Raw genomic sequence first — 23,219 nt, forward strand, 5'->3', positions numbered from 1 at the left:
CCCCAGGCCCCGACCCAGCCCGCTACGCCGCGCCACCACTCACCTCCCGGGCCAGTTCCCGATAGGCGATTGCCCCTCGGGACGTCGGATCGAACACCGTGATCGGTTGCCCGAACGACGGTGCCTCGGAGATCCGCACCGTCCGGGGGATGACGTGCCGGCAGACCTTGTCCCCGAAGTGCTGACGGACTTCCTCGGCCACCTGCTCGGCCAGCTTGGTCCGAGCGTCGTACATCGTCAGCACGATGGTGCTCACCTCCAGCTCGCTGTTCAGGTTGGCCTGCACCAGGTGGACGTTCCGCAGGAGCTGGCCGAGGCCCTCCAGGGCGTAGTACTCGCACTGGATCGGGACCAGCACCTCCTTGGCAGCCGCCAAGCCGTTCACCGTGATGAGTCCGAGCGAGGGCGGGCAGTCGATGAGGATGTAGTCGAAATCCCCCAGGATGGGGTGCAAGGCCCGCCGAAGCCGGAGCTCCCGGCTGAAGATCGGCACCAGCTCGATCTCGGCGCCCGCCAAGTCGATGGTGGCAGGCGCAACGAAGAGATTTCGTACGCTCGTCGGCTCGATGCAGTCCTCGAGGGGTGCCTCTCGCATCAGCACGTCGTACATCGACAGCTCGTAGCTCCGCCCGTCGATCCCCAGGCCAGTGGTGGCATTGCCCTGGGGATCGAGGTCGACCACGAGGACGCGGTACCCCAGTTCGGCGAGGCCGGCCCCGAGGTTCACTGCCGTCGTGGTCTTCCCCACGCCACCCTTCTGGTTGGCGATGGCGATGACTCGGGCCTCGCCCGTCTTCGTGCCCGCTTTTCGTTCGGCGTCGGCCGGGACGGCCTCTGGCGTCGCCCCGGGAGTGGCCCCGTCCGGATCGACGGCTGCCGGATCGACGACCTTAGGCTCGCTGTCGGCATCGACCTCAGTGTTCGTCATTCGTGCTTCCCATGCTCTGCCGCTCCTTCGTCCGCGCACTGACCCTCGAGACGGACGGCGGACCTGCTCATCCTCGTCGCTCGGGTCCCCCTGGTCAAGGCCAGTGGCGTTCGACCCGTTCGACGTGTTTCACGTGGAACACCTCATGGGTGTCGTTCCCGCCGCCCGCCTTCCGCGCCACCAAAGAGGGGGCGCCGATTCGGCACGCCGGTGCGCCGAGGGTACCGCTCCGGGCACGCCTGCACCGCCCGAAGCACCGCGACGTGCGCTCCTGGTGCCATGGCGCCCCACCAGGCCAGCTCCAAGCCCAGCAGGGATAGCCCCTCAACCGGCCACCGGCCGACGCCGTCCGGTGGCTCCGCCACCACGAGGACACCACCAGGTCGGAGAAAGGGTGCCCCGCACTCCGCCGTGACCGCCGGCTTGCCGAAAGCTCGCGCGGTGACCACCAAGGCGGCATGCCGCCGGCTGGGATCGCGGCCGGCTTCCTCGGCTCGACGAGCATCGACCTGCACTCGATCGATCCAGCCAAGCCCCTCGACCGTCTCGGCCAGCCACGCCGCCCTGGTGGTGCTCGCCTCTTGCAGGAGCAGCCGTTGCGTCGGCCACCACCCGGCGATGAGCAACCCAGGGACCCCGCCGCCCGGGCCGAGATCGACGAGCACCGAGTCCTGCCATCCAGGCGGCGCGAAGCGCTCGATGACGCCGAGGAACCCGCGGCGGCGAGCCGTGCCAGAAGCGCCTCTGGCACGGCAGGACTCTGGTGCGTCGCGCTCAGCTCGCCTGCTCGGCGTCCCCAGCCGGCACGATGACCGTGAACCGACGGGGCTCCTCGCCCTCCGACCGGGTGGTGACGCCCTGCATGGCCGCGACCGTGTCGTGGACGACCTTGCGGTCGGCGGCGCTCATGGGCTCGAGTGCCCGGGCTTCCCCGGTCCGCAGGACCTCCTCGGCGACCTGCCGTGTGAAGCGCTCGAGGGCCGCGACACGACGGGCTCGGTAGCCGGCTACGTCGAGGACGAGGCGCTCGCTCTGGCCTTTCGTCTGCCGCTGGAGGTGGGCGCGAGCCACTTCCTGGAGCGCGGCCATCGTGGCCCCTGCCGGGCCGACCAGGGGGCCGAGGCCTTCACCCTGGATCTCGATGACCACTCCCCGCTCGGCCTCGTACGCCCCGCGCACGGTCGCCGGGATGCCCATCGCCTCGAGCAGACCCTCGAGGAATCGGACGGACAGCTCTGCCTGCTCCGCGCCGTTCACCTCGACCACCGTCCCTTCTCCTTGCCTGCCGTGATCGCTCTCGACAACCACGTCCGTCGCCGCCCCCCTCGGCATCTCGAGGTCCCGCTGGTCGACCGGGCGTGCGTCGTGCCCATCGACGTCAGCAGCACTCGACGCGGGCACCTGGGATGTGGCCTCGCCGGTGCGGACCGAGCCGCTGTTCCGGTGGCTTCGGCCCCGCCCCCGGTTCCGACGACGTCGGTTCCCGCCAGGAGATCCGGCAAGCTTTCCGTTCTGTTCGCCTTCCGGAGGGCTGACCACCAGTGCGCCTGGCCCGCTGGACCGGGCGGCCACCGGCTCGTCCTGGCCCTCGTCTCGCACCTCGAGTGCCGTCGACCCTCGCTCTCGACCGCCGTTGTACCGCTGCCGACGCCGTCGATCGTGGCTCCGCTTCGGTCGCGGACGCGTGGGCCGAACCCTCGCTCGGACGCGAGCCTCGCCGCGCCAACGGCCGAAGAGCCCAGGACGTGGCTCCTGGATCACGACGAACTCGGCATCGCCCTCGGCCACACCGAGCTGCTCGAGAGCTGCCTCCTTGGCCTGTTCGAGGGTCTTGCCCGTGGTCTCGACCCATTCCACGGCTCAGGCCTTCCTCGCTCGGCGCTGGCCCGAACTGCTTCCCGCCCGAACCCCGGCCGGCGGGGTCGTGGTCCCATTCGGCCGGCGACGTGTACCGCCGTTCCTCGCGACCTCGCCGGTGCTCGCCGACGCCGCGGCCTTCACCGACGCCGCCTTCTGCGGCGGTGCTTTCGGTTTCGTCGGTTGCTGGGAACCGGCTTTCCCGCCGACAGACTGTCCTGGCCGGGACTGCTTCACCGACGACGACCGACCCGCTGCCGGCCGAGGGGCCTGTGCCCCCTGGCTCGTTGCCTGCAGCGCGCGCTGCTGCTCGAGGGCCCGCTGCTGGGCTTCGGCCAGCCGCTCGAAGAGGCCCTTGCGCTTCGGTTTCGAGCCGTCGCCCACTTTCGCCACCCGGGGGGTCTCGGCGTCGGGGACCTTGCGGTAGGCCCAGGTCTGCAGGCCGATCCGGCAGAGCGACGACACGATGAAATAGACGTTCACGCCGGCCGAGATCCGGATGTAGATGATGGCGAAGATGATCGGCATGAACTTCTGGACGGCCTGCATCTGCGGATTGCTGTTGGCCGTTCCGTTCCGCTTGTTCATCTGATGGATCTGCAGGTACTGCAGGCCAATGGCGATGAAGAGGTCATCGGCCAGGTTCAGGCCGAAGGCGTTCATGACCCCGGGGTGGAGCTTCAGGCTGTGGTAGAGCGCCGTGCCGTGCCCGATGTAGCGGGGTTCGGCCACCCGACGGCCGTGCACGACGACGGTGTTCGTCAAGCCCTCGATAACGCCGTAGAGGAAGATGAAGATCGGGAACTGCAGGAGCATCGGCAAACAGCCCGCTGTCGGGCTGATGTCGTGCTCCCGGTAGAGCTTCATCAGCTCCTCGTTGAGCTTGACCTTGTCGTGCTTGTATTTCTTCTGCAGCTCCCGCATCTCCGGCTGGAGCTTCGACATCGCGAGCATCGACCGGGTGCTCTTCACCGTGAGCGGTGCGGTGAGGATCATGACCACGAGGGTCAGCAAGGCAATCGCGATGGCGTAGTTCGGAACGAGCGCGTAGAAGCCAGCGATGATCCAGGCCATCGCGTCGTAGAACGGCTGGAAGATCCGGCCGATCGTGCTGGCGATCAGAACGGTGCCTGTCACGGTGCGTCCTTCCTCATGACGACGTCGGGGGCCCGACTCCCGCCACGGGGCTGGCGAAGTTCCTCAGGCTCGGGAACCGGGTCGTAGCCTCGCCCTCCCCCCGGTCGGCAACGGGCGATCCGCCGCACCGCCAGCCAACCTCCACGCCAGACCCCGTAGCGATCCACGGCCTCCATGGCGTAGGCCGAGCAACTCGGAACGAACCGGCACGGCGATGGACGCCCAGCCCGGGCGAGCTGATAGATGCGGATGAGACCGAGGGCCGCCCGTCGTGGGCCGCGCCGGGATGGGGCCGACGGCGACCCGCCGAGCGTCGCCTGTTGCTGCTCCGGCGTCACCCGCTGACCAGGGCTCATCGCCGGTCCTCGATCCCCCGGGCCACTCGGCGGAAGGCGGTGCCAACGATGGCTGCAAGCTGCGCGTAGGGCAGGGTCGCTCCTTGCGGTGCCACCACGACGAGGTAGGCACCCGGGGCGAGCCCGCCCTCGCGGACCAGCTCCATTACCACGGCACGGATCCGGCGCCGAACGCGGTTTCGCACCACGGCGTTTCCCACCCGCCGACCAACCGCGAAGGCCAGCCGGACCCGCGCGTCATCGTGCTCGGCTGCCAGATGGACAACCGTGATCGGGCCCACGCGCGCGCGACGACCAGCGGCGCGCAGCGCCTCGAAGGTCTTGCGGTCCCCGATGCGCCAGACGCCATCGGGCACCCCCCGTCACGCGGACAGCCGACGACGGCCCCGGCGGCGGCGAGCTTGCAGGATGTGCTGACCGGCTCTGGTCGCCATACGTCGACGAAACCCGTGCACCTTGGCACGCCGGCGATTGTTCGGCTGATAGGTCCGTTTCACCGCGTTTGATCCTTCCGTCCGGCGGGCGAGGGCTCACGGCACGTCCAATGGCGCGCCCGCCTGACGCACCCACCCTGGTGCGACGCCCCATGCTAGCTGAGCCGCGACCCCCGCAGGAACCCGCCCCGCTCGAGCGCTCGCACGGGGCCGGTGGCCGGTGTACGGTGCCCCCCGCCGGCCGGGCCGTGCCGGCCGAGTTGGTGGGGCAGCGCACCCACCGACCGACCCCGGTGACCGGCGGCGGAGCGGCGCGCGGTCCACAGCTGTGGACATCCTTGTGGACACGTCGGCGATCGACGGGGCGGAGGCCCAGGTGAACGACCCGGACAACCTGTGGACAGCGTGGGAGGCCCTGCTGCAGGCCCAGGTCGGGGACGCCACATGGCGGACCTGGTGCTCGGGCTTGGTCCCCGTCGAGCTCGGCAACGCCACCTGGATCCTCGGGGCGCCGAGCAGCATCATCCGAGACCGTCTCGAGCAACGTCTGCTTCCGCTCTTCGAGCACGCCGCCTCGGAGCTCCTCGACCGGCCAGTGCGTGTCGTCCTCACTGTTCAGCGGGTCGAGCCGACGGTCCAGCAGCTCCTCGACCACACGCCACCTGAGTCCGAGGCCGGCCCCGAACCCAACCCGAGCGCTCGAGAACGCGGACGGGCCTCCGAACCAGCTGCCCACCCGGTGGAACCGCTCTTTCTGCCCGTCGAACCTCCCGCCGAGGAGCCCGCCGACGACCCCCATCGCGGCTCGCGCCGGGTCGGGAACCGGAGCGGCGAGGTCAGCGGTCTCGACCCTCGCTACACCTTCGACGCCTTCGTCATCGGTTCCTCGAACCGCTTCGCTCATGCGGCGGCCCTTTCGGTGGCCGAGAAGCCAGCCGGCTCCTACAACCCGCTCTTCATCCACGGAGGAGCAGGGCTTGGCAAGACCCACCTGCTCCACGCCATCGGCAACTACGTCGCCGAGAACTTCGCCGGCCGGCACGTCCGTTACGTCTCCACGGAAACCTTCATGAACGAGTTCGTCGAGGCCATCCGGACCACCGGCACCAGCGCGTTCAAACGGCGCTACCGCGAGTGCGACGTGCTGCTCATCGACGACGTCCAGTTCATGGAAGGAAAAGAAGCCCTCCAAGAGGAATTCTTCCACACCTTCAACCACCTTTACGGCGCCTCGAAGCAGATCGTCCTCACCTCGGACCGCCCCCCGAAGTCGATCGCCACCCTCGAGAGCCGCCTGCGGAGCCGGTTCCTCTCCGGTCTGATCACCGACGTGCAGCCCCCAGACCTCGAGACCCGGCTCGCCATCTTGCAGAAGAAGGCCGAACGGGAACGAGTCCACATTCCGATGGACGTCCTCGAGTTCATCGCCACGAACGTCACCGACAACATCCGAGAGCTCGAAGGGGCCCTCATCCGCGTCACCGCCTACGGCAGTCTCAATGGGCAACCCATCACCCGTGAACTGGCCGAGCATGTCCTCTCGGACTTGGTCTCTTCCCGTCAGCCCCGTCGGGTCACGCCCCAGCTCATCCTGGCGGCGACAGCCGAGAGCTTCGGCTTCAGCGTCGAGGAACTGACGGGTCCCAGTCGCCGCCGTCCCCTTGTCACGGCTCGACAGATTTCCATGTACGTCTTCCGTGAGCTCACAGACCTTTCCTACCCGGCCATCGCCCGCGAGTTCGGCGGACGGGACCACAGCACCGTCATCCACGCCGTCGAACGCATCACCGAAATGATGAAAGAACAGCGGGCCATCTACGAGCAGGTCACCGACCTCATTCTCCGGATCAAGAGCGCCCTGTGACCGGCACTCCTGTGGCAAGCCAGCCTCGTGTCCTTCGCTCCACCCCATCCACCGCTGCTTGTGGACGACGTCCGGGCAAGCTGGGGAGAACCACCCTGGCGCGTGGACAGACCGCGAGGCAAGGTGGCCCTCTCGACTCCCACCTGGGGAATCCCCTCCGGGTCGGTGGACGACGAAAGGCCTCCCGACCAGGACGTGAGCCAGGTCGTCCACAATCCACAGCTCTTACTACCGTCCCTAGATCTTCTCTTCCTCGGAGTCGTGAGAAGGACTCCTTCCCCCAGTGAAAGGACCGTCGTGAAGCTCCGTTGCGAACGAGACCGGCTCGTCGACACTCTGGCCACCGCAGCACGAGCGGTCAGTGGCCGCGCCCTTGCCAGCGCCGCGACCAACGGCCTGCGGTTGGTCGTGTCCGACGGGCGCCTTCGGGCCATCGGGACCGACCTGGACCTCACGATCGAGGCCCAGGCGGAGCTGGCGGCCGCCGAAGACGGTCAGGCAGTGGTCCCGGCCCGCCTCATGGTGGACATCGTCAGGGCCCTCGAGCCTGGCGCCGTGCTGGTGGAAGCCGGCGAAGACGACGTGGTGGTCTCCATGGGCCGGTCCCGCTTCGTGGTCCGGTCCTTTCCGGTCGAGGAGTTCCCGACGCTGCCCGAGCCGATGCCGGCGACGGCCCAGCTGCCAGCAGGAGCCCTCGCAGAGGCGCTCCGCCAGGTGGTACGGGCCGCTTCCACCGACGACAGCCGACCACTCCTCACGGGTGTCTTGGTCGCCGCGGTCGAGGAGGGTCTGCGCCTGGTGGCCACCGACTCCTACCGACTGGCCTGGCGGGACCTCCCTGGGATCGTCGGATTGCCGTCGGCGGTCGAGCAGCTGCTCGTGCCCGCTCGTGCCCTTCAGGAGCTCCAGCGGCTTCTCCAAGGCCTGGCGCGGGGGAGTGGCGGGAGTTCGAAGCCGTCCGAGGCAGACGAGGCGCATCCTGGGCTCGAGGGAGGTCCCGCTGGGGGCACCGAATCGGAGGAAGCCGTCGTCGGGCTCAGCGTCGGGGAGCTGGAAGCGAGCTTCTGGTTGCCCGGTGTCCGGCTGACCACTCGTCTGCTCGACGGCCGGTTCCCCGACTACCGGCAGCTCGTGCCGCCCGAGTATCCGGTTCGGGTCCAAGTCCCCCGGACTCGTCTCGTCGAGGCCCTCCGGCGGGTCCGGCTGCTCGTCCGCGACGGGACGACGCCCGTCCGACTGGTGCTGCATCCCGACAGCGTCGACCTGACCGTCAGTTCTCATGACCTCGGTGAGGCCAGCACCGAAGTCGAGGCCGTGGTGACCGGGACGGTCGACAGCATGGCCTTCAACCCCAGTTACCTCATCGACGGCGTCGAAGCGGTCGACGCCGAGGAGGTCGTCCTCGAGCTCTTGGATCCGAGCAAGCCAGCCACCGTCCGTGCACCCGATCGGGCGGACTTCCGCTACCTGCTCATGCCCGTGCGCGTGGCCTGAGGGACGACCCGCGAGTCCAGCATGGCGGTCGTCGGCCTTCAGCTCCGGGACTTTCGGTGCTTCGACGAAGCCCGGATCGCCCTCTCCGCAGACGGCGTGACGGTGATCCGTGGCTCGAACGGGGCCGGGAAGACGAGTGTGCTCGAAGCCATCGGCTGGTTGGCCGCAGGGCGCTCCTGGCGGGCCTCGGACCGGAGTGCCCTGGTCCGCAACGGGACGGAGACCGCCCGTATCGGGGCCGAGCTGCGGGTGAAGGGGCGAGTCACGCTGGTGCAAGCCACCGTGCCCCGGCAGGGCGCGAGCCGGGTCGTTCTCGACGGGCAACCGCTCCGAACGCGTCGCGTTCTTGCGGAGCAGCTCCGGGTGGTGGTGGCTGCTCCGAGCGATGTGCGCCTGGTGACCGATGGCCCAGCCGAGCGCCGAGGCCTCCTGGACGACCTCCTGGTTCTCCGCAGTGCCCGTGCCGAGCAGGCCCGCCGCGAGCTGGAGCGATGTCTGCGGCAGCGAGGGGCCCTGTTGCAACAGGCGCGTGGTCGGTTGGACCCGGCGACCCTCCGGACACTTGAGGTCTGGGACGAGCGTCTTGCCGAGGCGGGGACCCTGGTGGCCTCGATGCGGGAGGCGCTGGCGAGCGAGCTGGCGGCAGCCTGCGGCCCGGCCCACAGCCGTCTCGCCCCTGCCGCCCCACCCCTGGGCCTCCGCTACCGCCGGTCTTGGGACGGGCCGCTGCTCGACGCCCTGGCTGCCGCTCGAGAGGAGGACCTTCGCCGCCAGACGACCAGCGTGGGTCCGCACCGGGACGACCTCGAGCTCATGCTCGGCGGCCGTCCCGCCCGGAGCGAGGCCTCCCAAGGCGAGCAGCGGACCATCGCCCTCGCTCTTCGTCTCGGGGCCTTCGCCCTCCTGGCGCGCGAGGACCTCGAACCGCCGGTCCTTCTCCTCGACGACGTCTTCGCGGAACTGGACGACCAGCGGGCCCGGGCCCTCGTCGAGGAGCTGCCCCGCGACGGGGCGCAGGTCCTGCTCACCACGACGACGGCGGCGCCACCTGCCGTTCCGGTGACCGCCCGCCTGCGCCTCGATCGCGGGCGGGTCGAGGCCGACGCCGCATGAGACCCGACCCTCCTCCGTCCCGGCGGCGCTCGGCGGCGGCCGGGCGAGCAGGCGCGGGCCGTCCTCGACCGGCGCAGTCCCGCACCGAACGGGAGGCTGAGCCAGTGCCCGTCGGCCAGGCCCTCGACCGTCTCGTCGCCCGGTTGGCGGGGAACGACCAGCGGGTGCTCGCCCACGTCTTCCTCCGCTGGGAGCAGCTCGTGGGGCCAGCCGTGGCCCGCCATGTTCGCCCCCAGTTGCTGCGCGACCGGGTCCTCGTGGTGGAGGCCGACAGCCCCGCCTGGGCGGGGGAGCTCAGACGCCTCGTCGAGCGGGTGGTGGCACACCTCCAGGAGCAGCTCGGCGACGCGGCGCCCCGCCGGGTCGAGATCCGCCAGGCCCGGGTCCGCTGACGCTGTCGGACGGCCCGCCGGCCCCTGCACCCTCAGCGGATTCCCAGCAGCGGCCTGCTACACTGCGGGCATCGGCACAGCGGCCCGCCGGCCGGGAATGGCGGTCGCCGTCGCCCTGGTGCCTTCGAGGAACCGAGCGGACGAAAGGGCGCGCCCGTGGCGCTGAACGTTGACGCCGGCGTGGCCGGCACCCGGACGTCGTCCTACGACGCCAGCGACATCACCGTCCTAGAGGGCCTGGAGCCCGTCCGGCTCCGCCCCGGTATGTACATCGGCTCGACCGGTCCTTCGGGGCTCCACCACCTCATCTGGGAAGTGGTGGACAACGCGGTGGACGAGGCCATGGCCGGCTTCTGCACCCGGATCGACGTGACCCTCCTGGAGGACGGCGGCTGCCGGGTCGAGGACAACGGTCGGGGTATCCCGGTGGACCCCCACCCGCAGTACCCGGACCGCTCGGCGGCCGAGCTGGTCCTCACCACCCTGCACGCTGGCGGCAAGTTCGGGGGCGGTGGCTACAAGGTCTCCGGCGGTCTCCACGGGGTCGGCGTCTCGGTCGTCAACGCCCTTTCGACTCGCCTCGTCCTCGAGATCGATCGCGAGGGGAAGCACCACCGGGTGGAGTTCCGGGACGGCGGCAACCAGGTCGGGCCCCTCGAGGTGACCGGTCCGGCTCCGCGTGGTCGGACCGGGACCACGGTCACGTTCTGGCCAGACCCGACCATCTTCGAGGAGGTCGAGTTCCGGGCCCAGACCATCACCGAGCGGCTCCAAGTCATGGCCTTCTTGAACAAAGGTCTGGAGATCCGCTTCATGGACCGGCGAGCCGGTCGAGACGTCGAGCCGGTGGTCTTCAAGTACGGCGGCGGGATCGTGGACTTCGTCCGGCACCTGAACGCCTCGAAGGAGTCGCTGTTCCGCCGGGTCTGCGCCTTCTCCCAGGTCGAGGAGGACCAAGAGGTCGAGGTGGCCCTTCAGTGGAACACGGGATTCCACGAGTCCATCCACTCGTTCGCCAACGGGATCGCCACCATCGAGGGCGGGATGCACGAGGAGGGCTTCAAGAAGGCCCTCACCACGGTGGTGAACCGTTACGCACGGGCGAAAGGCCTGTTGAAGGAGAAGGACGACAACCTCCTGGGTGAGGACATCCGGGAAGGCCTCACGGCGATCGTCTCGGTGCGTCTCCGCGAGCCGCAGTTCGAAGGCCAGACGAAGGCGAAGCTCGGGAACGTGAGCATCCGATCCCTCGTGGAGCGGGTGACGAACGAGAAGCTGGCCGAGTGGCTCGAGGAGAACCCGAAAGAAGCGAACCAGGTGGTGCAAAAGGCCCTCCTCGCGGCTCGGGCCCGGGTGGCGGCGCGGGCGGCCAGGGAGCTGACCCGCCGCAAGTCCGCCCTCGGCGGAGCGGGACTCCCCGGCAAGCTCGTCGACTGCTCCTCTCGGGACCCGAGGGAGAGCGAGCTGTTCATCGTCGAGGGCAACTCCGCCGGCGGTTCGGCAAAGGAGGCCCGGAATCCCCGGACCCAGGCCATCCTCCCGATCCGGGGCAAGATCTTGAACGTCGAGCGGGCCCGAGTCGACAAGATGCTGAAGAACGCCGAGATCCAGGCGCTGGTCTCGGCGATCGGGGCCGGTATCGCGGACGACTTCGACCTCTCGAAGATCCGCTACCACAAGGTCATCGTGCTGGCCGACGCGGACGTCGACGGCTCGCACATCCGGACCCTGCTCCTCACCTTCTTCTTCCGGCAGATGAAGCCGCTCGTGGAGGGCGGCTTCGTCTACGTCGCCCAGCCGCCCCTCTACTCGACGTTGGTCGGCAAGGAGAAGATCTACCTCCGGGACGACGCTGCGAAGGCGGCGTTCCTGGCGGAGCACCCGAACCACAAGAACGAGTTCAACCGCCTGAAGGGCCTCGGGGAGATGGACTTCCACGAGCTGCGCGACACCACCATGGACCCGGCTCGCCGATCGCTCCTGCGGGTCACGGTCGAGCAGGCCGCGCTGGCCGACGAGGTCTGTTCAGTCCTCATGGGGGACGACGTGGAGCAGCGCAAGCGCTTCATCCAGCAGAACGCGAAGGACGTCCGGTTCCTGGACATCTGATGCCCAGTGGCCACCGGTTCGGGAGAGCCGGTCGGGGCGGGCGAGGGGAGTGAGGCATGCCTGAGGAGGAACCCCCGGCGCCAGGTCAGGCAGGGGATGGGCAGGGTCCCGGCGGGGCCATCGAGCTGATCGAGCTCCAAGAGGAGATGGAGCGCTCCTTCCTGGAGTACTCCATGTCGGTCATCGTTTCCCGAGCCCTGCCCGACGTGCGCGACGGGCTCAAGCCGGTCCATCGCCGGATCCTCTACTCGATGTACGAGCAGAACCTCCGGCCGGATCGGCCCCATGCCAAGTGCGCCAAGGCTGTCGGCGAGGTCATGGGGAACTACCACCCCCACGGGGACGCGGCCATCTACGACGCCTTGGCCCGCATGGCCCAGGACTTCAGTCTCCGGCACCCCCTGATCGACGGGCACGGGAACTTCGGGGGACGCGGCCCCGAGGAAGGCCCGGCGGCCATGCGCTACACGGAGTGCCGCTTGGCCCCCATCGCCATGGAGATGCTGGCCGGCATCGACGAAGAGACGATCGACTTCGTCCCGAACTACGACGCCACGACGGTCGAGCCCACCGTCTTGCCGGCCCGCTTCCCGAACCTCCTGGTGAACGGGTCCCAAGGCATCGCCGTGGGCATGGCGACGAACATCCCGCCCCACAACCTCGGCGAGGTGATCGACGCCGTCGTCTACGTCCTCGACCACCCCGACGCAACGCCCGACGACCTCCTGCGTTTCGTCCAGGGACCCGACTTCCCGACGGGTGCGCTCATCCTGGGCCGTCAGGGGATCCTCGACGCGGCCCGCACCGGCCGAGGATCGATCAAGCTCCGGGCAGTCGCCGAGATCGAGGAGCGGCGGGGGACCAGCCGGATCGTCGTGACCGACATCCCCTTCCAGACCTCGGTCGAGGCCATCGAGCAGAAGATCGGGGAGCTCGTCGAGGCCGGCACCCTCGAGGGCATCGCGGACACGCAGAACGACTCCCATGGGGGACAGCCCCGGCTGGTCATCCAGCTGAAGCGGGACGCGAACCCCAACGTCGTCTTGAACAATCTCTTCAAGCACACCCCGCTCCAGACCAACTTCCCAGTCAACATGGTGGCCCTGGTCGACGGCGTGCCCCGCACGCTGAACCTGGCCCAGCTCGTCGGCTACTACGTCGACCACCAGATCGAGGTCGTCACCCGGCGTTCCCGGTTCCGCCTCGACAAGGCGGAACGCCGGGCCCACATCGTCGAGGGCCTGCTGCGGGCCATCGACATGCTCGACGCGGTCATCGCTGCCATCCGGGCCGCCGAGGACCGCCCTGCGGCGCGAACCGCCCTGTGCAGCGAACCGTTCTCCTTCTCCGAGGAGCAGGCCGAGCACATCCTGGACATGACCCTGGCGCGCCTCACCCGCCTCGGGCGCTCGAACCTCGAGGAGGAGCTGGCCGAGCTTCGGGCCACGATCGCCGAGCTCCAGGCCATCTTGGCTGACGACGCGCGCCTTCGGGGGGTCATCGGCGATGAACTCCGGGCCATCCGGGACCGCTACGCCGATCCTCGCCGGACCCGCATCGTCCACGACCCTGGCGAACTCAGCGTCGAGGACCTCGTGGCCGACGACCCCCTCGTCGTCACCATGACTCGGGCTGGCTACGTGAAAGCCGTCCCGGCCAGCTCGTTCCGGACACAAGCCCGTGGCGGCCGTGGCGTCCAGGGAGCCAAGCTGAAGGACGAGGACCTCGTCACGCAGGTCGTCCACACCAGTGCGCTCTCGCACCTGCTCCTCTTCTCCAACCGGGGCCGGGTCTATCGCCTCCGGGGCCACGAGGTACCGGTGAAGGACCGCTCGGCCCGGGGCACGCCGGTGGTCAACCTCCTGCCCCTCGAGCCTGGGGAGCGGATCCAGGCAGTCATCTCCACCCGGGAGCTCGACCCGGAGCGGTACCTGCTGTTCTGCACCAAGGACGGGCAGGTGAAGAAGACCGCCCTCGCCGAGTACGACAAGTCCCGCCGGGAGGGCTTCATCGCCATCGCCCTCCGAGACGGCGACGAGCTGGTCCGCGTGGTCCCGACGAGCGGCGAGGACGACCTCCTCCTCGTGAGCCGGAGCGGCATGGCCATCCGCTTCAACGAGGCCGAGGTCCGGCCCATGGGTCGGGACGCGGCGGGGGTCCGAGGGATGCGCCTCAAGCCCGGCGACGACGTCGTCTCCTGCGACGTCGTCCGGCCGGACGCGGACCTCCTCGTCGTGACCGACGCCGGCTACGGCAAGCGCACGAAGGTCGAGCACTTCCCCCGCCAGGGCCGCGGCGGCCAGGGGGTGCGGGCTATCCGGCTCACGGCCCGCCGGGGCGAGGTGGTCGGGGCCCTCATGGCCGCCCTCGACCAGGAGGTCCTCGTCGTCTCCTCCGCCGGGGTCGTCATCCGCACCGCCGTCCGCCAGGTCGCGGCCCAGGGCCGGGACGCCACCGGGGTCCGGCTCATGAGCCTCGACGACGACCAGCGCGTAGCGGCCGTCGCCCTCGTGGTCCAGGACGACGAGGACTGACCCGGCCGGCCCGGTTGGCGGCTCCCGCTCTCGTCTCGAGGTGCTCGGGTGGGCGCCGAGCTGCCCCGGGGCAGCGGCTACCATGAGACCTGTTCGGGTCCGGACCCGAGAGACGGGGCTATAGCTCAGTCGGTGAGAGCGCAGCACTGATAATGCTGAGGCCGCTGGTTCGATTCCAGCTAGCCCCACTGCCTCACCAAGGCTTTCGCTTGCTGCTTGCTGGCGCACCTGGAGGGTCGTGACACGGCGTGACACGAGGAGGTGGCGGTGGCCCAGAGGCGTTCGGCTCAAGACGAGCGACCGAGGGAGCTGCCGGCGCTCCGGGTACCCCGTGCGCAGGCGTGCCGCGAGATCGAGGATCGTATCCAGCTTGGCCGGGACATGCTTGGTCGGGAGATCACCGACCAGCAGGGGCTCGTCAGTCTCCGCGCCGATTTTCAAGCCTGGGACGACTACAACGGCGGTCTGCTGCTGAAGCGGTTCACGACGTCAGCCATCCACGACGAGTACCAATACCAACTTGTTGCGGGGTTCCTGTTGTCTTCGGCGAATCCGAGGGTCCAGCTGCAAGTACTCCAGGGGGACATCCGGCGGCAGATCGAGAAACTCGAATCGATCCACGGTCGCTTGGATCTGTACGAGGAGCCTGCCGGCACAAGAAACGCCGCGATGCCAAGCATCGAATCGACCTCTGGCACCGCCACGGTGTTCGTCGTTCACGGCCATGACGGTGAGCGCAAGCTGGAGGTTGCCCAATTCATCGAGCGTGTCACAGGCAGTCCGCCGACGATCCTGCACGAGCAGGCGAACCGGGGCAGGACGATCATCGAGAAGTTCGAGGGTCACGCTGGTGAGGCTGGGTTCGCTGTCGTGCTGCTCACCGGCGACGACGTCGGTGGCGTCAAAGGCGGCTCACTGCAGCCCCGGGCCAGGCAAAACGTCGTGTTGGAGCTGGGGTTCTTCATGGGCCGCCTCGGTCGATCGCACGTTGTTGCGCTCCACGAGCAGGGTGTGGAGCTTCCATCGGACCTCGACGGGATCTTGTACGTGCCCTTGGCTGGGGACTGGAAGCTAGAACTCGCCAGGGAGATGAGAGCGGCGGGGATCGACGTCGATCTCAACAGGGCCTGAATGGCGCCCTCTAGCCGAGCCGCTATCAGTGGTCATCTGTCGCAATACTGCGAAGCACATAGCAACTCTCCGGCGCCGGGTGCCGGTCGTCGACCCGTTCCGACGGCGCAGGGTGCATCGCGCAGCTCGATCGCTGGTTGGGGATAAGGCCTGGGAAGGTGACGCTACTGGGCGCGACATCGCGGGCCTGTGCCTTCTTCGCTCGCTCTGGTTGGCTAAGGAGACACGGCGAGCATGTCAGAGAGGCGCCAGAGAAGCGGGGGCCATGGCTGCACGAGGCGCTTTGGAATCGACCCTTGTCGGACTCTATGCCTTGTATGTGCCCAAAGCGGCAGATGCTTTCACAGCGGACATGGGAAAGTCTTTACTCTCCCTATTGGGTGGCCCGGTTATCGATTTCCCGGACGACGGCTTTCTAAAGAAGATCCGGGACCAGCTTGGAACAAACGGTGTGCCAAGGTCGATGCCTGCTGTAGTCAAGGCCGCCATCGAAGCTGGCGGTGGTCGGGGCCTCGATTCCTTCCCGGGAGACCGTTACGATCCGCTTTCGAAATTGGTGGTTCACACCACCCCGCTATCTCTGGCGAGACATGTCAACTACCGCAACGCGACCACAAGACGGAGGCCACGGTGGGGTCCCTCGACTTCCTACCTGGTGGACCAGTCGGCGGGTAGCGTCGGATTGCTAGCCGCCGAAATCGCCGGACGAGGCCATCCTGACTACGAGTTGTTTCGCGGCTACGCGATTGCCCACCTATCACGCCAGAGCCAGCCAATATTTCGGCTTGCAGTTCATCTTTTCTTCTCCCAAATCAGGTATCGTAAACTCCCGATCGTCATCTCAGAAGTTCGTAAACTTTGGCGAAGCGCTAATGCAAATGTCCCTATTACGGAGCAGATGGTTAAACCGCTAGTCGAAGCCCTGATACACCTGACCGGAGATCCCGGTCTGGTTGACACAGACACCATGGTTCAAGCCATTCTTTCTTACCAATCCCAACACACGTATACGAACAATATTGAAAGCGATCGTCGAACTGACGGGGGTTGACCAACTTCGGGTACGACTGGATGAGTGTGTGCTTCTCGATATTGAGCAACGGCCTGCTCACTTAGCTGCGGCTCGGGCCATCTAATCGAGGCAGGCCGTGGCGGTGGCGGCCGGCCCATCGAGCAGGTGGCCGTAGCGGTCGAGTACGAAGGCGGAGGAGGAGTGGCCGGCCCAGCGGGTGATGGCCAAGGTGGAGGCCCCTGCGGCGATCCACAGGGCAACGGCGGTGTGGCGCAGGTCGTGGATCCGTAGGGGTGCCAGGCCGGCTCGCTGGACGGCGGGACGGAAGAAGCGGGCGGCCCAGATGGTGCGTCGGATCGGGCCGCCACCTTGGGGCGCGGAACACATAGGCGTCGTCGGGGCGGCCGGTGATCCGGGGGGCGAGCTCGTCGCACACCACGGCGGGAGTGGGCACCGTCCGTCTGCCAGCGGCGGTCTTCGGCGGTCCGGCGTGGAGTGGTCGTGAGATCTCGACGATCTGTACGACCACCTGCATCTGGTGGTGGTCGCGGAGACCGGCCGGGCCCGAAAAGCAGAGGTGGCCCCGCTGCTGACCGGGCGTCTCTTAGTCCAGCTTGGCGCCTTCTCGAGCCTCTTCGGTTCTTGCAGTTCCGCTGTTCGGCCAGTCCGAAGGCCGAGGGCCGGCCGACCCGTCCCGCCGCTAACCTCGTTTCCGGCGTCCGGTCGAGTCAGGCACCGACCGGGCGACGGAGGAGGGTGGCGATGGCAGGTGCAGGGGCCACCAGCCGAGCGGCCGGTCGGCTCCCCGCAAGGGCGTACGTCGGGGTGCTCGTGGCTCTCGGCTGCCTGGTCGGCGCCATGGTGGCCATTGCCGCCTGGGACCCCTTCTCGTGGCACGCCTACGACGCCGGCTACCCGTCCCTGGCCGCCGCCCTGACGGTCGCCGGCGTCGTGGCCGTGCTCGGGACGCTCCTGAGCTTGGTCGGGCGACGGTTCCCTCAGGCTGGGTTGTTCCTGGCAGGCTGCACCGGGGTGACCGCCGGCGTGCTGGGCAACGTCGCTGGCTGGCTGACCATCCGAGCCCTGGGTGGGGGGAACTCGGCGGCGGACATCTGGTCCGAGCCCGTCATCTGGTACATCGGCAACCCGGCGGACGCGGCCATCGTGCTCGGCGCCATCCTGCTCCTGGTGTGGCTCGCCCTGCGCCTCCTCCCCCGGAATCGCCCGGGTCTGGCGGCCGCGCTGCTGACCGTGGTGGCGGTGGGCCCCTTGCTGACGGTTGGCGGCTACGGGGTGGCCCGAACCGCCGAGGTGACCGGCTGGCAGCCCCGTCCCCTGGAGCAGCTGACCCGGGTGGTGGCCCACCAGGCCGGCCTCGCCGAGACCCCCCTCGACCGGGCCTGCGCCGCCCAGTTCGCCGCTACCTACCACCGCCCGACCTCCACCGACCTGACCTCGGCCATCTGCCCGCCGCTCCTTCGGGAGGCCGCAAAGGACTCTCACGACGCCCGGCTGATCCTTGCCAGCAGGCCGCCCAGCACCTTCGGCCACCGGGCCCCGGCCGGTCCCCCGAGCAGCGACGAGCGACGACCGACGGTGGTCGTCACCGTCGGGCCCGACGGCCGGCTCCAGGCCCGCCTCGTGACCCCGACGACACCCCCGCCCAAGCCGTCGCCCGTCGCCCGACGGCTCCTCGACGCGGCCCAGCGCCGGGAGCTGCCGTGCGTGAAGCGCCTCCTCACCGAGCTCGCCCCGACGGCCCCCCGGTTCGAGGCCCTGGCCGTCGAGGTCGTCTGTCGGGTTCCCTGACCCCGCGACCTCGGCGTTTCCGAGGTGCCGCTGGTCGCCTGTCACCGAACGTTGGTCGACGGACGGCCGGTACGAGCGAAAGCTCCGGTTCGCTCGCCGGTTCCCCTGGAGGGAGCAGCCAACGGCAGGGGAGAGGAGCGACCGGTGTCGACGGGAGAGGAGCAGCGAGCCGCAGCTGACTGCGAGGGTCGGCTGACCAGACGGCGCGTCCTCCAGGCGGGGGGCACCTTGGCAACCGGGGCCGCCCTGCACGGGCGTCTGGGTCGCCTGTTGGACCGCCTGCAGGCCACCGAGGCGCCTCCCGGTGCAGGCCTCGGGGACGTGGAGCACGTGGTCATCGTGATGCAGGAGAACCGGTCCTTCGACTGCTACTTCGGCACGCTTTCCGGGGTCCGGGGATTCGACGACCGGCGGCCGAGCCGGTCCTACCCCGGAGGGCCCAGCACCGACCCGGCCACGGTGTTCCAGCAGCAGGGATTCCGCCTCGGGGACCAGCCGTTCCTCGAGCCCTTCCCCCTCCGGAGCCACCCGCCGTTCGAGAACGGGCAGACGACGAACGACATCACCCACGACTGGGTCCCGCAGCACCTGAGCTGGGCCAACGGGGCGATGTCCGCCTTCGTCACCCAACACCTGGCCGCCGATGGAACGGCCTTGGACCCCGAAGGGCAAGAAGTCCCGAACGGGATCTTGACCATGGGGCATTTCGACCGGCGCAGTCTTCCCTTCTACTACGCCCTGGCGGACGCCTTCACCATCTGTGACCACTACTTCTGTTCCCTCATGGGCCCTACCGACCCGAACCGGCTCATGTGGCTCTCGGCCAGCATCGGGGCCGACGGCGAGCAAGGCGGGCCCGTGGTCCAGACCTACGTGGTCCATCGGGCGGCCCACCTCGGCACCCTCGGCTGGCAGACCATGCCGGAGCGCCTGAGCCAAGCGGGCGTCAGCTGGAAGGTGTACCAGGACCCCACCTCGAATGCGCTCTTCAACGTCCTCGACTACTTCAATTCCTTTGTGGACCCCGCTTCGCCGGGCCAGGCCGAGCTTGCCGCAAGGGGTCTGCTGCCTCAGTACCCGGCCGACTTCGTGGCCGACGTGGCCAGCGGTCGGCTCCCGGCCGTCTCATGGCTCATTCCCCCAGTGGCGTGCTGCGAGCACCCGGCTGCTCCACCGGAGTACGGCGAGTGGTTCGTGGCCCAGGTCCTCCAGACCCTGGTCTCGAACCCCGAGATCTGGGAGCGGACGGTGCTCTTCGTCGTCTACGACGAGAACGGGGGCTTCTTCGACCACGTCGCCCCGCCCACGCCCGGGCCGCTCGTGACGTCCCTCGGGGCGGTGCCAACGGGCGAGACCTACGCGGGGGAGTACCTCACCGGTTTCGACCTGCCCAGCGCCGCCGGTGGCATCCGGGGTCCGCTCGGGTTGGGGTTCCGGGTTCCCTGTCTCGTGGTCTCGCCCTTCAGCCGGGGGGGCTGGGTCTGCTCGGAGGTCTTCGACCACACCTCCACCCTCCGCTTTCTCGAACGCCGATTCGGGGTAGGCGTGCCGAACCTTTCCCCCTGGCGGAGGAGCGTGACGGGCGACCTGACGGCAGCGCTGCCGCTCCTGACCCGACCGGACCCGAGCGTGCCCCCGCTGCCCCCGACCTCCCTGCTGGACCCGCAGGTCGCTACCCAGGCCGTGATCAACGCCGTGACCGGGACGGCCGACGTCGGCCTCGGTTACCCGCCACCGAGCCGGAACACCATGCCGCACCAGGAGCAGCGACCGCCACGGCGACCGACCCCGACCTGACGTGCTGGGACCAGGCCAGCGGCACGGGCCCTGCCCGGTCCGGTGAACCGCCGACGACTCCGGCGAGTAGGATGACAGCATGCTGCCCGTATGGGGCGCTGTCCTCATCGGGCTCGCGCTCAGCCAGGTCGCCTTCGTGGTGACCACCGTCTTCCTCCACCGGGCCCTCTCCCATCGGGCCCTGCAACTGCGTCCGGCAGCCCGGATGGTCTTCCGGGTCCTGACCTGGGTGTTGACCGGCATCCGCCCGCGACAGTGGGTCGCCGTGCACCGCCTGCACCACGCCTACACCGACACCCCCCGGGACCCCCACTCGCCGATCGTCCTCGGCACGGCGCGGGTGCTCTTCGCCAACGCCGCCCTCTACCGTCGAGCAGCCAAGGACCCGGCCACGGCGCGCTACGCCCGGGACCTCCCACAGGACCGCTGGGACCGCGTGTTCTTCGACCACGCCGTCGTCGGCCTGGGCCTGGGGATCGGGGCCCTGGTCCTGCTCCTGGGATGGCAAGCAGCCCTCATCGCGGCTGGGGTCCACGCCGTGACCTACCTCCTCGGTGGCGGGGCGATCAACGCCATCGGCCACCGCTACGGGAAGCGCCCGCAGCCGAACCTGGCGACGAACAATCAGTGGCTGGCTTGGTTGGTGGCGGGGGAGGGCCTGCACAACAACCACCACGCCCGGCCGACCGCCGCCAAGCTCAGGCTGCGTCCCGGGGAAGTGGATCCTGGCTGGTGGTGCATCCGGGTCCTGGTCCTCTGCCGCCAGGCGACCCTTCGGCAGTCCGCGTCGGGCGGTCCCGGTGAGGCGCGAGGGGAGCAGCTCGCGGGCGAGCCGGTTCCCGTGGCAGCCGGCACCGCCTCCTAGCAGGTCGACACCGGAGCCGCTCAAGCCGGCCGGGCGGGGCCCTCCGAGCCTGGTTCGTCCAGGAAGCGAGTCAAGCTCGGGAGCAGGAAGTCCCGCACCAGGGCGTTCGCTGCCTTGGGGCGCCGGAGGTCGTAGTCCGGGCTCGGACAGGTCGTGTAGGACAGGGCAGCCCGGACCACCCACTCCGCCACCCGACCGGCGGCCGCTGGTCCGACGTAGCGGGCAGCGTAGGGCGTCGCAGCCTCGGCCAGGAGCTGGACCAGGTGAGCCAGGCCAGCGAAGGGATCCGCCGGCCCGTCGGCCTCGACCGTGGCCGCCAGAAGGGCCCGGACCCCGGCGTCGCCGGCCAGGGCAGCGGCCGCAGCCGCCAAGCCGACCGACAGCCACTCCTCCAGGTCGGCCGCGCCGTCGAGCACCGCGTTGAATCGGGCGAAGAAGCGGGCCGCCTCCACCCGGGCAGCCTGCTCCACCAGGGCTCGCTTCCCCCCCGGGAACAGGCGGTAGACGGTGGCCCGGCTCACTCCGGCCTCCGCCGCCACGGCGTCCGCGCTCAGCCGGCGCAAGCCACCCCTGGCCAGGCATCGGCCGGTGGCCGCCGCCACCCGCTCCTCCAGGGTCCGCTCCGGCGGGGCGCCCAGCAGGTCGAGGGCCTCCACGGCGCGGACGGTACCACCGGGGGAGCGGGGGCTCGGAGCCGGATCCAAGCTGGTCCTCGGGGAACCCTCCCCCCGGCAGGTCCCCCGACTGAGGGAGGCGCGTGAGTGGTGCTGGCGCGAGAACGGGAGGGTGGGCGCGGCGCCGCTCGAAGCCGTGGTGTTCGACGTGGACGGGACCCTCGCCGACACCGAGCTCGAGGGTCATCGTCTGGCGTTCAACGCGGCCTTCGCCGAGCTGGGGCTGCCGTTCTCCTGGGACGTCGGGACGTACCGGCGGCTCCTGGCGGTAACCGGGGGCGAGCGTCGGCTGCGGTGCTACCTGTCGACGGCCCCTGAGGCCCTGGCCTACGGGTGGAGTGCCGAGGAGGTCGAGGACCTCGCCGCGGAGCTCCACCGCCGGAAGACGGCCTGGTTCCTCGAGCAGGGGGTCCAGGCGGTGGCAGCCAGACCCGGCGCGTCACGGGTGCTGGAGGGCCTCCGACGAGAGGGGGTCGCCCTCGCGGTCGCCACGACGGGCAGTCCCGAGTGGGTCCACCCCCTGCTCGACCGGCTCTTCGGCAAGGGCGCCTTCACCGTCGTGGTGACCGGTCGGGAGGCACCGAGACGCAAGCCTGACCCGGCGGCGTACTGCCTGGCCCTCGAGCAGCTCGGGGTGCCGCCGAGTCGGGCGGTGGCCATCGAGGACAGCGGGCCTGGGGTTCGAGCCGCCCGGGCGGCCAGTCTGCCGGTCGTCGTCGTCGCCGGCGCGGTCACCGAGCCGGGGGTCGCCCAGGACGCAGACCTGGCCCTCGGCGGCTACGGCGAGCCCGAACAGCCGGCCGAGGTCCTCCACGACCCCTTCGAGGCGTGCCCTGACGGGATCCTTGGCCCGGGATGCCTCCGGCGCCTGCGCAACCGGGTCGCTTCGGGGTTCTTGCCGTTCGAAGGGTAAGCGCGTGGGGTCCCGCCGCACGGGATCCACCGGGGTCGCTCAGGGAACGACGCCGGGAGCCTCTCCCGCCGAATCGGGAAGGGCTCTTGGGACGCGGGTGAGCGCACGGTGTTCCGGCAACAGGTCGGCGGTGGGTGATCGCCCTGCCGCGTCGGTCCCGGCGAGCGGCAGGCTGACGCGGACACGCGTGCCCTGCGTCGGACGACTGGTCACCTGCAGCGTGCCGCCCAGGAGCTCCACCCGTTCCCGGATGCCAGCCAGACCGTAGCGAAGCTGGGTTGGCGCAGCGTCGGGGTCGAATCCGCGGCCGTCGTCGGCCACCTCCAGTGCCAGGGCCTGCTCGTCTCGCTCCAGGTTGACCTCCACCATGGTCGCGCCGGCGTGCTTCACGACGTTCTGCAGCAGCTCCTGGGCGATCCGGTAGAGGGCGGTCTCCACGTGCGGGGGGGCCTGCACCGGCGTCACATGCAGCACCACGTCGAACTCGCCGCCGACCGAGCGCGCCAGGCTCTCGAGCGCTGGGCCCAGGCCGAGGTCGTCGAGGACCGGAGGGCGAAGTCCCCCGATGGCTGCCCGCGTGTCGCTCAGCGCGGCGCGAAGCAGCCCGTCGGCCGTTGCCAGCAGCGCCTCGGCCGACGATCCGCCGACCCCGGCTCGGGCCGCTTCGAGGTGGTAGAGGGCACTCACCAGGCGCTGCCCGACCCCGTCGTGCAGGTCGGCGGCGATCCGTCGGCGCTCGAGCTCCTGGAGCTCGACCGTCTTCGCGACGAACTGCTCCAGTTCGGCCTCCCGACGCTGGA

General features: G+C 69.6%; 22 protein-coding genes and 1 tRNA gene. 13 read left to right on the top strand and 10 right to left on the bottom strand.

Annotation, left to right across the window (positions count from 1 at the left end):
- Positions 1-22: 22 nt before the first annotated feature.
- From Acit_RS05765 to rpmH, 7 genes are all read right to left on the bottom strand, one after another.
- Positions 23-928, bottom strand: a complete 906-nt coding sequence (locus Acit_RS05765; protein WP_248106822.1) for a ParA family protein — start codon at positions 926-928, stop codon at positions 23-25.
- Between the two features lie 143 nt (positions 929-1,071).
- A complete protein-coding gene (locus tag Acit_RS13885) occupies positions 1,072-1,593 on the bottom strand; it encodes an RsmG family class I SAM-dependent methyltransferase (protein WP_376746012.1) in 522 nt (173 codons plus the stop codon).
- A gap of 109 nt (positions 1,594-1,702) precedes the next feature.
- Positions 1,703-2,785: an RNA-binding cell elongation regulator Jag/EloR gene (gene jag, locus Acit_RS12925; RefSeq protein WP_312709847.1), complete on the bottom strand. Its 1,083-nt coding sequence runs from the start codon at positions 2,783-2,785 to the stop codon at positions 1,703-1,705.
- Between the two features lie 3 nt (positions 2,786-2,788).
- Positions 2,789-3,922, bottom strand: a complete 1,134-nt coding sequence (locus tag Acit_RS05775) for a YidC/Oxa1 family membrane protein insertase (protein WP_248106826.1) — start codon at positions 3,920-3,922, stop codon at positions 2,789-2,791.
- The gene (gene yidD, locus Acit_RS13535) at positions 3,919-4,278 is read right to left on the bottom strand and encodes a membrane protein insertion efficiency factor YidD (protein WP_312709851.1); all 360 of its coding nucleotides are present in this window, start codon (positions 4,276-4,278) and stop codon (positions 3,919-3,921) included. The genes Acit_RS05775 and yidD overlap by 4 nt, the downstream gene beginning before the upstream one ends.
- Positions 4,275-4,634: a ribonuclease P protein component gene (gene rnpA / locus Acit_RS05780; protein WP_248106828.1), complete on the bottom strand. Its 360-nt coding sequence runs from the start codon at positions 4,632-4,634 to the stop codon at positions 4,275-4,277. The genes yidD and rnpA overlap by 4 nt, the downstream gene beginning before the upstream one ends.
- Positions 4,635-4,640: 6 nt before the next feature.
- A complete protein-coding gene (gene rpmH, locus Acit_RS05785; RefSeq protein ID WP_248106831.1) occupies positions 4,641-4,775 on the bottom strand; it encodes a 50S ribosomal protein L34 in 135 nt (44 codons plus the stop codon).
- Between the two features lie 277 nt (positions 4,776-5,052).
- Between rpmH and dnaA the strand changes: the two genes are divergently transcribed.
- The 9 genes from dnaA to Acit_RS05830 all read left to right on the top strand — a co-directional run bounded on the left by dnaA (position 5,053) and on the right by Acit_RS05830 (position 16,400).
- Positions 5,053-6,576 (top strand): chromosomal replication initiator protein DnaA, encoded by a 1,524-nt coding sequence (gene dnaA / locus Acit_RS05790; RefSeq protein ID WP_248106833.1) that lies wholly within the window; start codon positions 5,053-5,055, stop codon positions 6,574-6,576.
- A gap of 297 nt (positions 6,577-6,873) precedes the next feature.
- The gene (dnaN, locus tag Acit_RS05795) at positions 6,874-8,070 is read left to right on the top strand and encodes a DNA polymerase III subunit beta (protein ID WP_248106835.1); all 1,197 of its coding nucleotides are present in this window, start codon (positions 6,874-6,876) and stop codon (positions 8,068-8,070) included.
- 21 nt (positions 8,071-8,091) lie between these two features.
- Positions 8,092-9,183: a DNA replication/repair protein RecF gene (gene recF / locus Acit_RS05800; RefSeq protein ID WP_248106837.1), complete on the top strand. Its 1,092-nt coding sequence runs from the start codon at positions 8,092-8,094 to the stop codon at positions 9,181-9,183.
- Between the two features lie 104 nt (positions 9,184-9,287).
- Positions 9,288-9,575, top strand: coding sequence for a DciA family protein (locus Acit_RS05805; RefSeq protein ID WP_248106839.1), 288 nt, complete (start codon positions 9,288-9,290; stop codon positions 9,573-9,575).
- 180 nt (positions 9,576-9,755) lie between these two features.
- Positions 9,756-11,684: a DNA topoisomerase (ATP-hydrolyzing) subunit B gene (gyrB, locus tag Acit_RS05810; protein WP_512700036.1), complete on the top strand. Its 1,929-nt coding sequence runs from the start codon at positions 9,756-9,758 to the stop codon at positions 11,682-11,684.
- A gap of 56 nt (positions 11,685-11,740) precedes the next feature.
- Complete coding sequence (gene gyrA, locus Acit_RS05815) at positions 11,741-14,218, top strand: DNA gyrase subunit A (protein WP_248106843.1); 2,478 nt, start codon at positions 11,741-11,743, stop codon at positions 14,216-14,218.
- Positions 14,219-14,332: 114 nt separating this feature from the next.
- A tRNA-Ile gene (locus tag Acit_RS05820) sits at positions 14,333-14,406 on the top strand.
- A gap of 79 nt (positions 14,407-14,485) precedes the next feature.
- Complete coding sequence (locus Acit_RS13540; RefSeq protein ID WP_248106845.1) at positions 14,486-15,349, top strand: TIR domain-containing protein; 864 nt, start codon at positions 14,486-14,488, stop codon at positions 15,347-15,349.
- Between the two features lie 265 nt (positions 15,350-15,614).
- Complete coding sequence (locus Acit_RS05830; RefSeq protein ID WP_248106847.1) at positions 15,615-16,400, top strand: hypothetical protein; 786 nt, start codon at positions 15,615-15,617, stop codon at positions 16,398-16,400.
- An 81-nt stretch (positions 16,401-16,481) separates the two neighbouring features.
- Here Acit_RS05830 and Acit_RS05835 read toward each other — a convergent pair whose 3' ends face one another.
- Entirely contained in the window at positions 16,482-16,748 is a 267-nt protein-coding gene (locus tag Acit_RS05835; RefSeq protein ID WP_248106849.1) for a tyrosine-type recombinase/integrase, read from the bottom strand.
- A gap of 375 nt (positions 16,749-17,123) precedes the next feature.
- Here Acit_RS05835 and Acit_RS05840 point away from each other — a divergent pair, with 375 nt between their 5' ends.
- The 3 genes from Acit_RS05840 to Acit_RS05850 all read left to right on the top strand — a co-directional run bounded on the left by Acit_RS05840 (position 17,124) and on the right by Acit_RS05850 (position 20,832).
- Positions 17,124-18,170, top strand: coding sequence for a hypothetical protein (locus Acit_RS05840; RefSeq protein ID WP_248106851.1), 1,047 nt, complete (start codon positions 17,124-17,126; stop codon positions 18,168-18,170).
- A gap of 144 nt (positions 18,171-18,314) precedes the next feature.
- The gene (locus Acit_RS05845) at positions 18,315-19,967 is read left to right on the top strand and encodes an alkaline phosphatase family protein (RefSeq protein WP_248106853.1); all 1,653 of its coding nucleotides are present in this window, start codon (positions 18,315-18,317) and stop codon (positions 19,965-19,967) included.
- Positions 19,968-20,046: 79 nt separating this feature from the next.
- Positions 20,047-20,832 carry a fatty acid desaturase gene (locus Acit_RS05850; RefSeq protein WP_248106855.1) on the top strand — a complete coding sequence of 262 codons (786 nt, stop codon included), beginning with the start codon at positions 20,047-20,049 and terminating at the stop codon, positions 20,830-20,832.
- 20 nt (positions 20,833-20,852) lie between these two features.
- On the opposite strand, the gene Acit_RS05855 is transcribed toward Acit_RS05850, so the two are convergent.
- Positions 20,853-21,488, bottom strand: a complete 636-nt coding sequence (locus Acit_RS05855) for a TetR/AcrR family transcriptional regulator (RefSeq protein ID WP_248106857.1) — start codon at positions 21,486-21,488, stop codon at positions 20,853-20,855.
- A gap of 130 nt (positions 21,489-21,618) precedes the next feature.
- On the opposite strand from Acit_RS05855, the gene Acit_RS05860 reads away from it, so the two are divergent.
- The gene (locus Acit_RS05860; RefSeq protein WP_248106859.1) at positions 21,619-22,419 is read left to right on the top strand and encodes an HAD-IA family hydrolase; all 801 of its coding nucleotides are present in this window, start codon (positions 21,619-21,621) and stop codon (positions 22,417-22,419) included.
- A gap of 39 nt (positions 22,420-22,458) precedes the next feature.
- On the opposite strand, the gene Acit_RS05865 is transcribed toward Acit_RS05860, so the two are convergent.
- A partial coding sequence (locus Acit_RS05865; RefSeq protein WP_248106862.1) for a sensor histidine kinase occupies positions 22,459-23,219 on the bottom strand: 761 nt, incomplete at its 5' end.

Origin of the sequence: Aciditerrimonas ferrireducens (assembly GCF_023130475.1) — a bacterium.
GTDB classification, from domain to species: Bacteria; Actinomycetota; Acidimicrobiia; order Acidimicrobiales; family UBA8190; genus Aciditerrimonas; species Aciditerrimonas ferrireducens.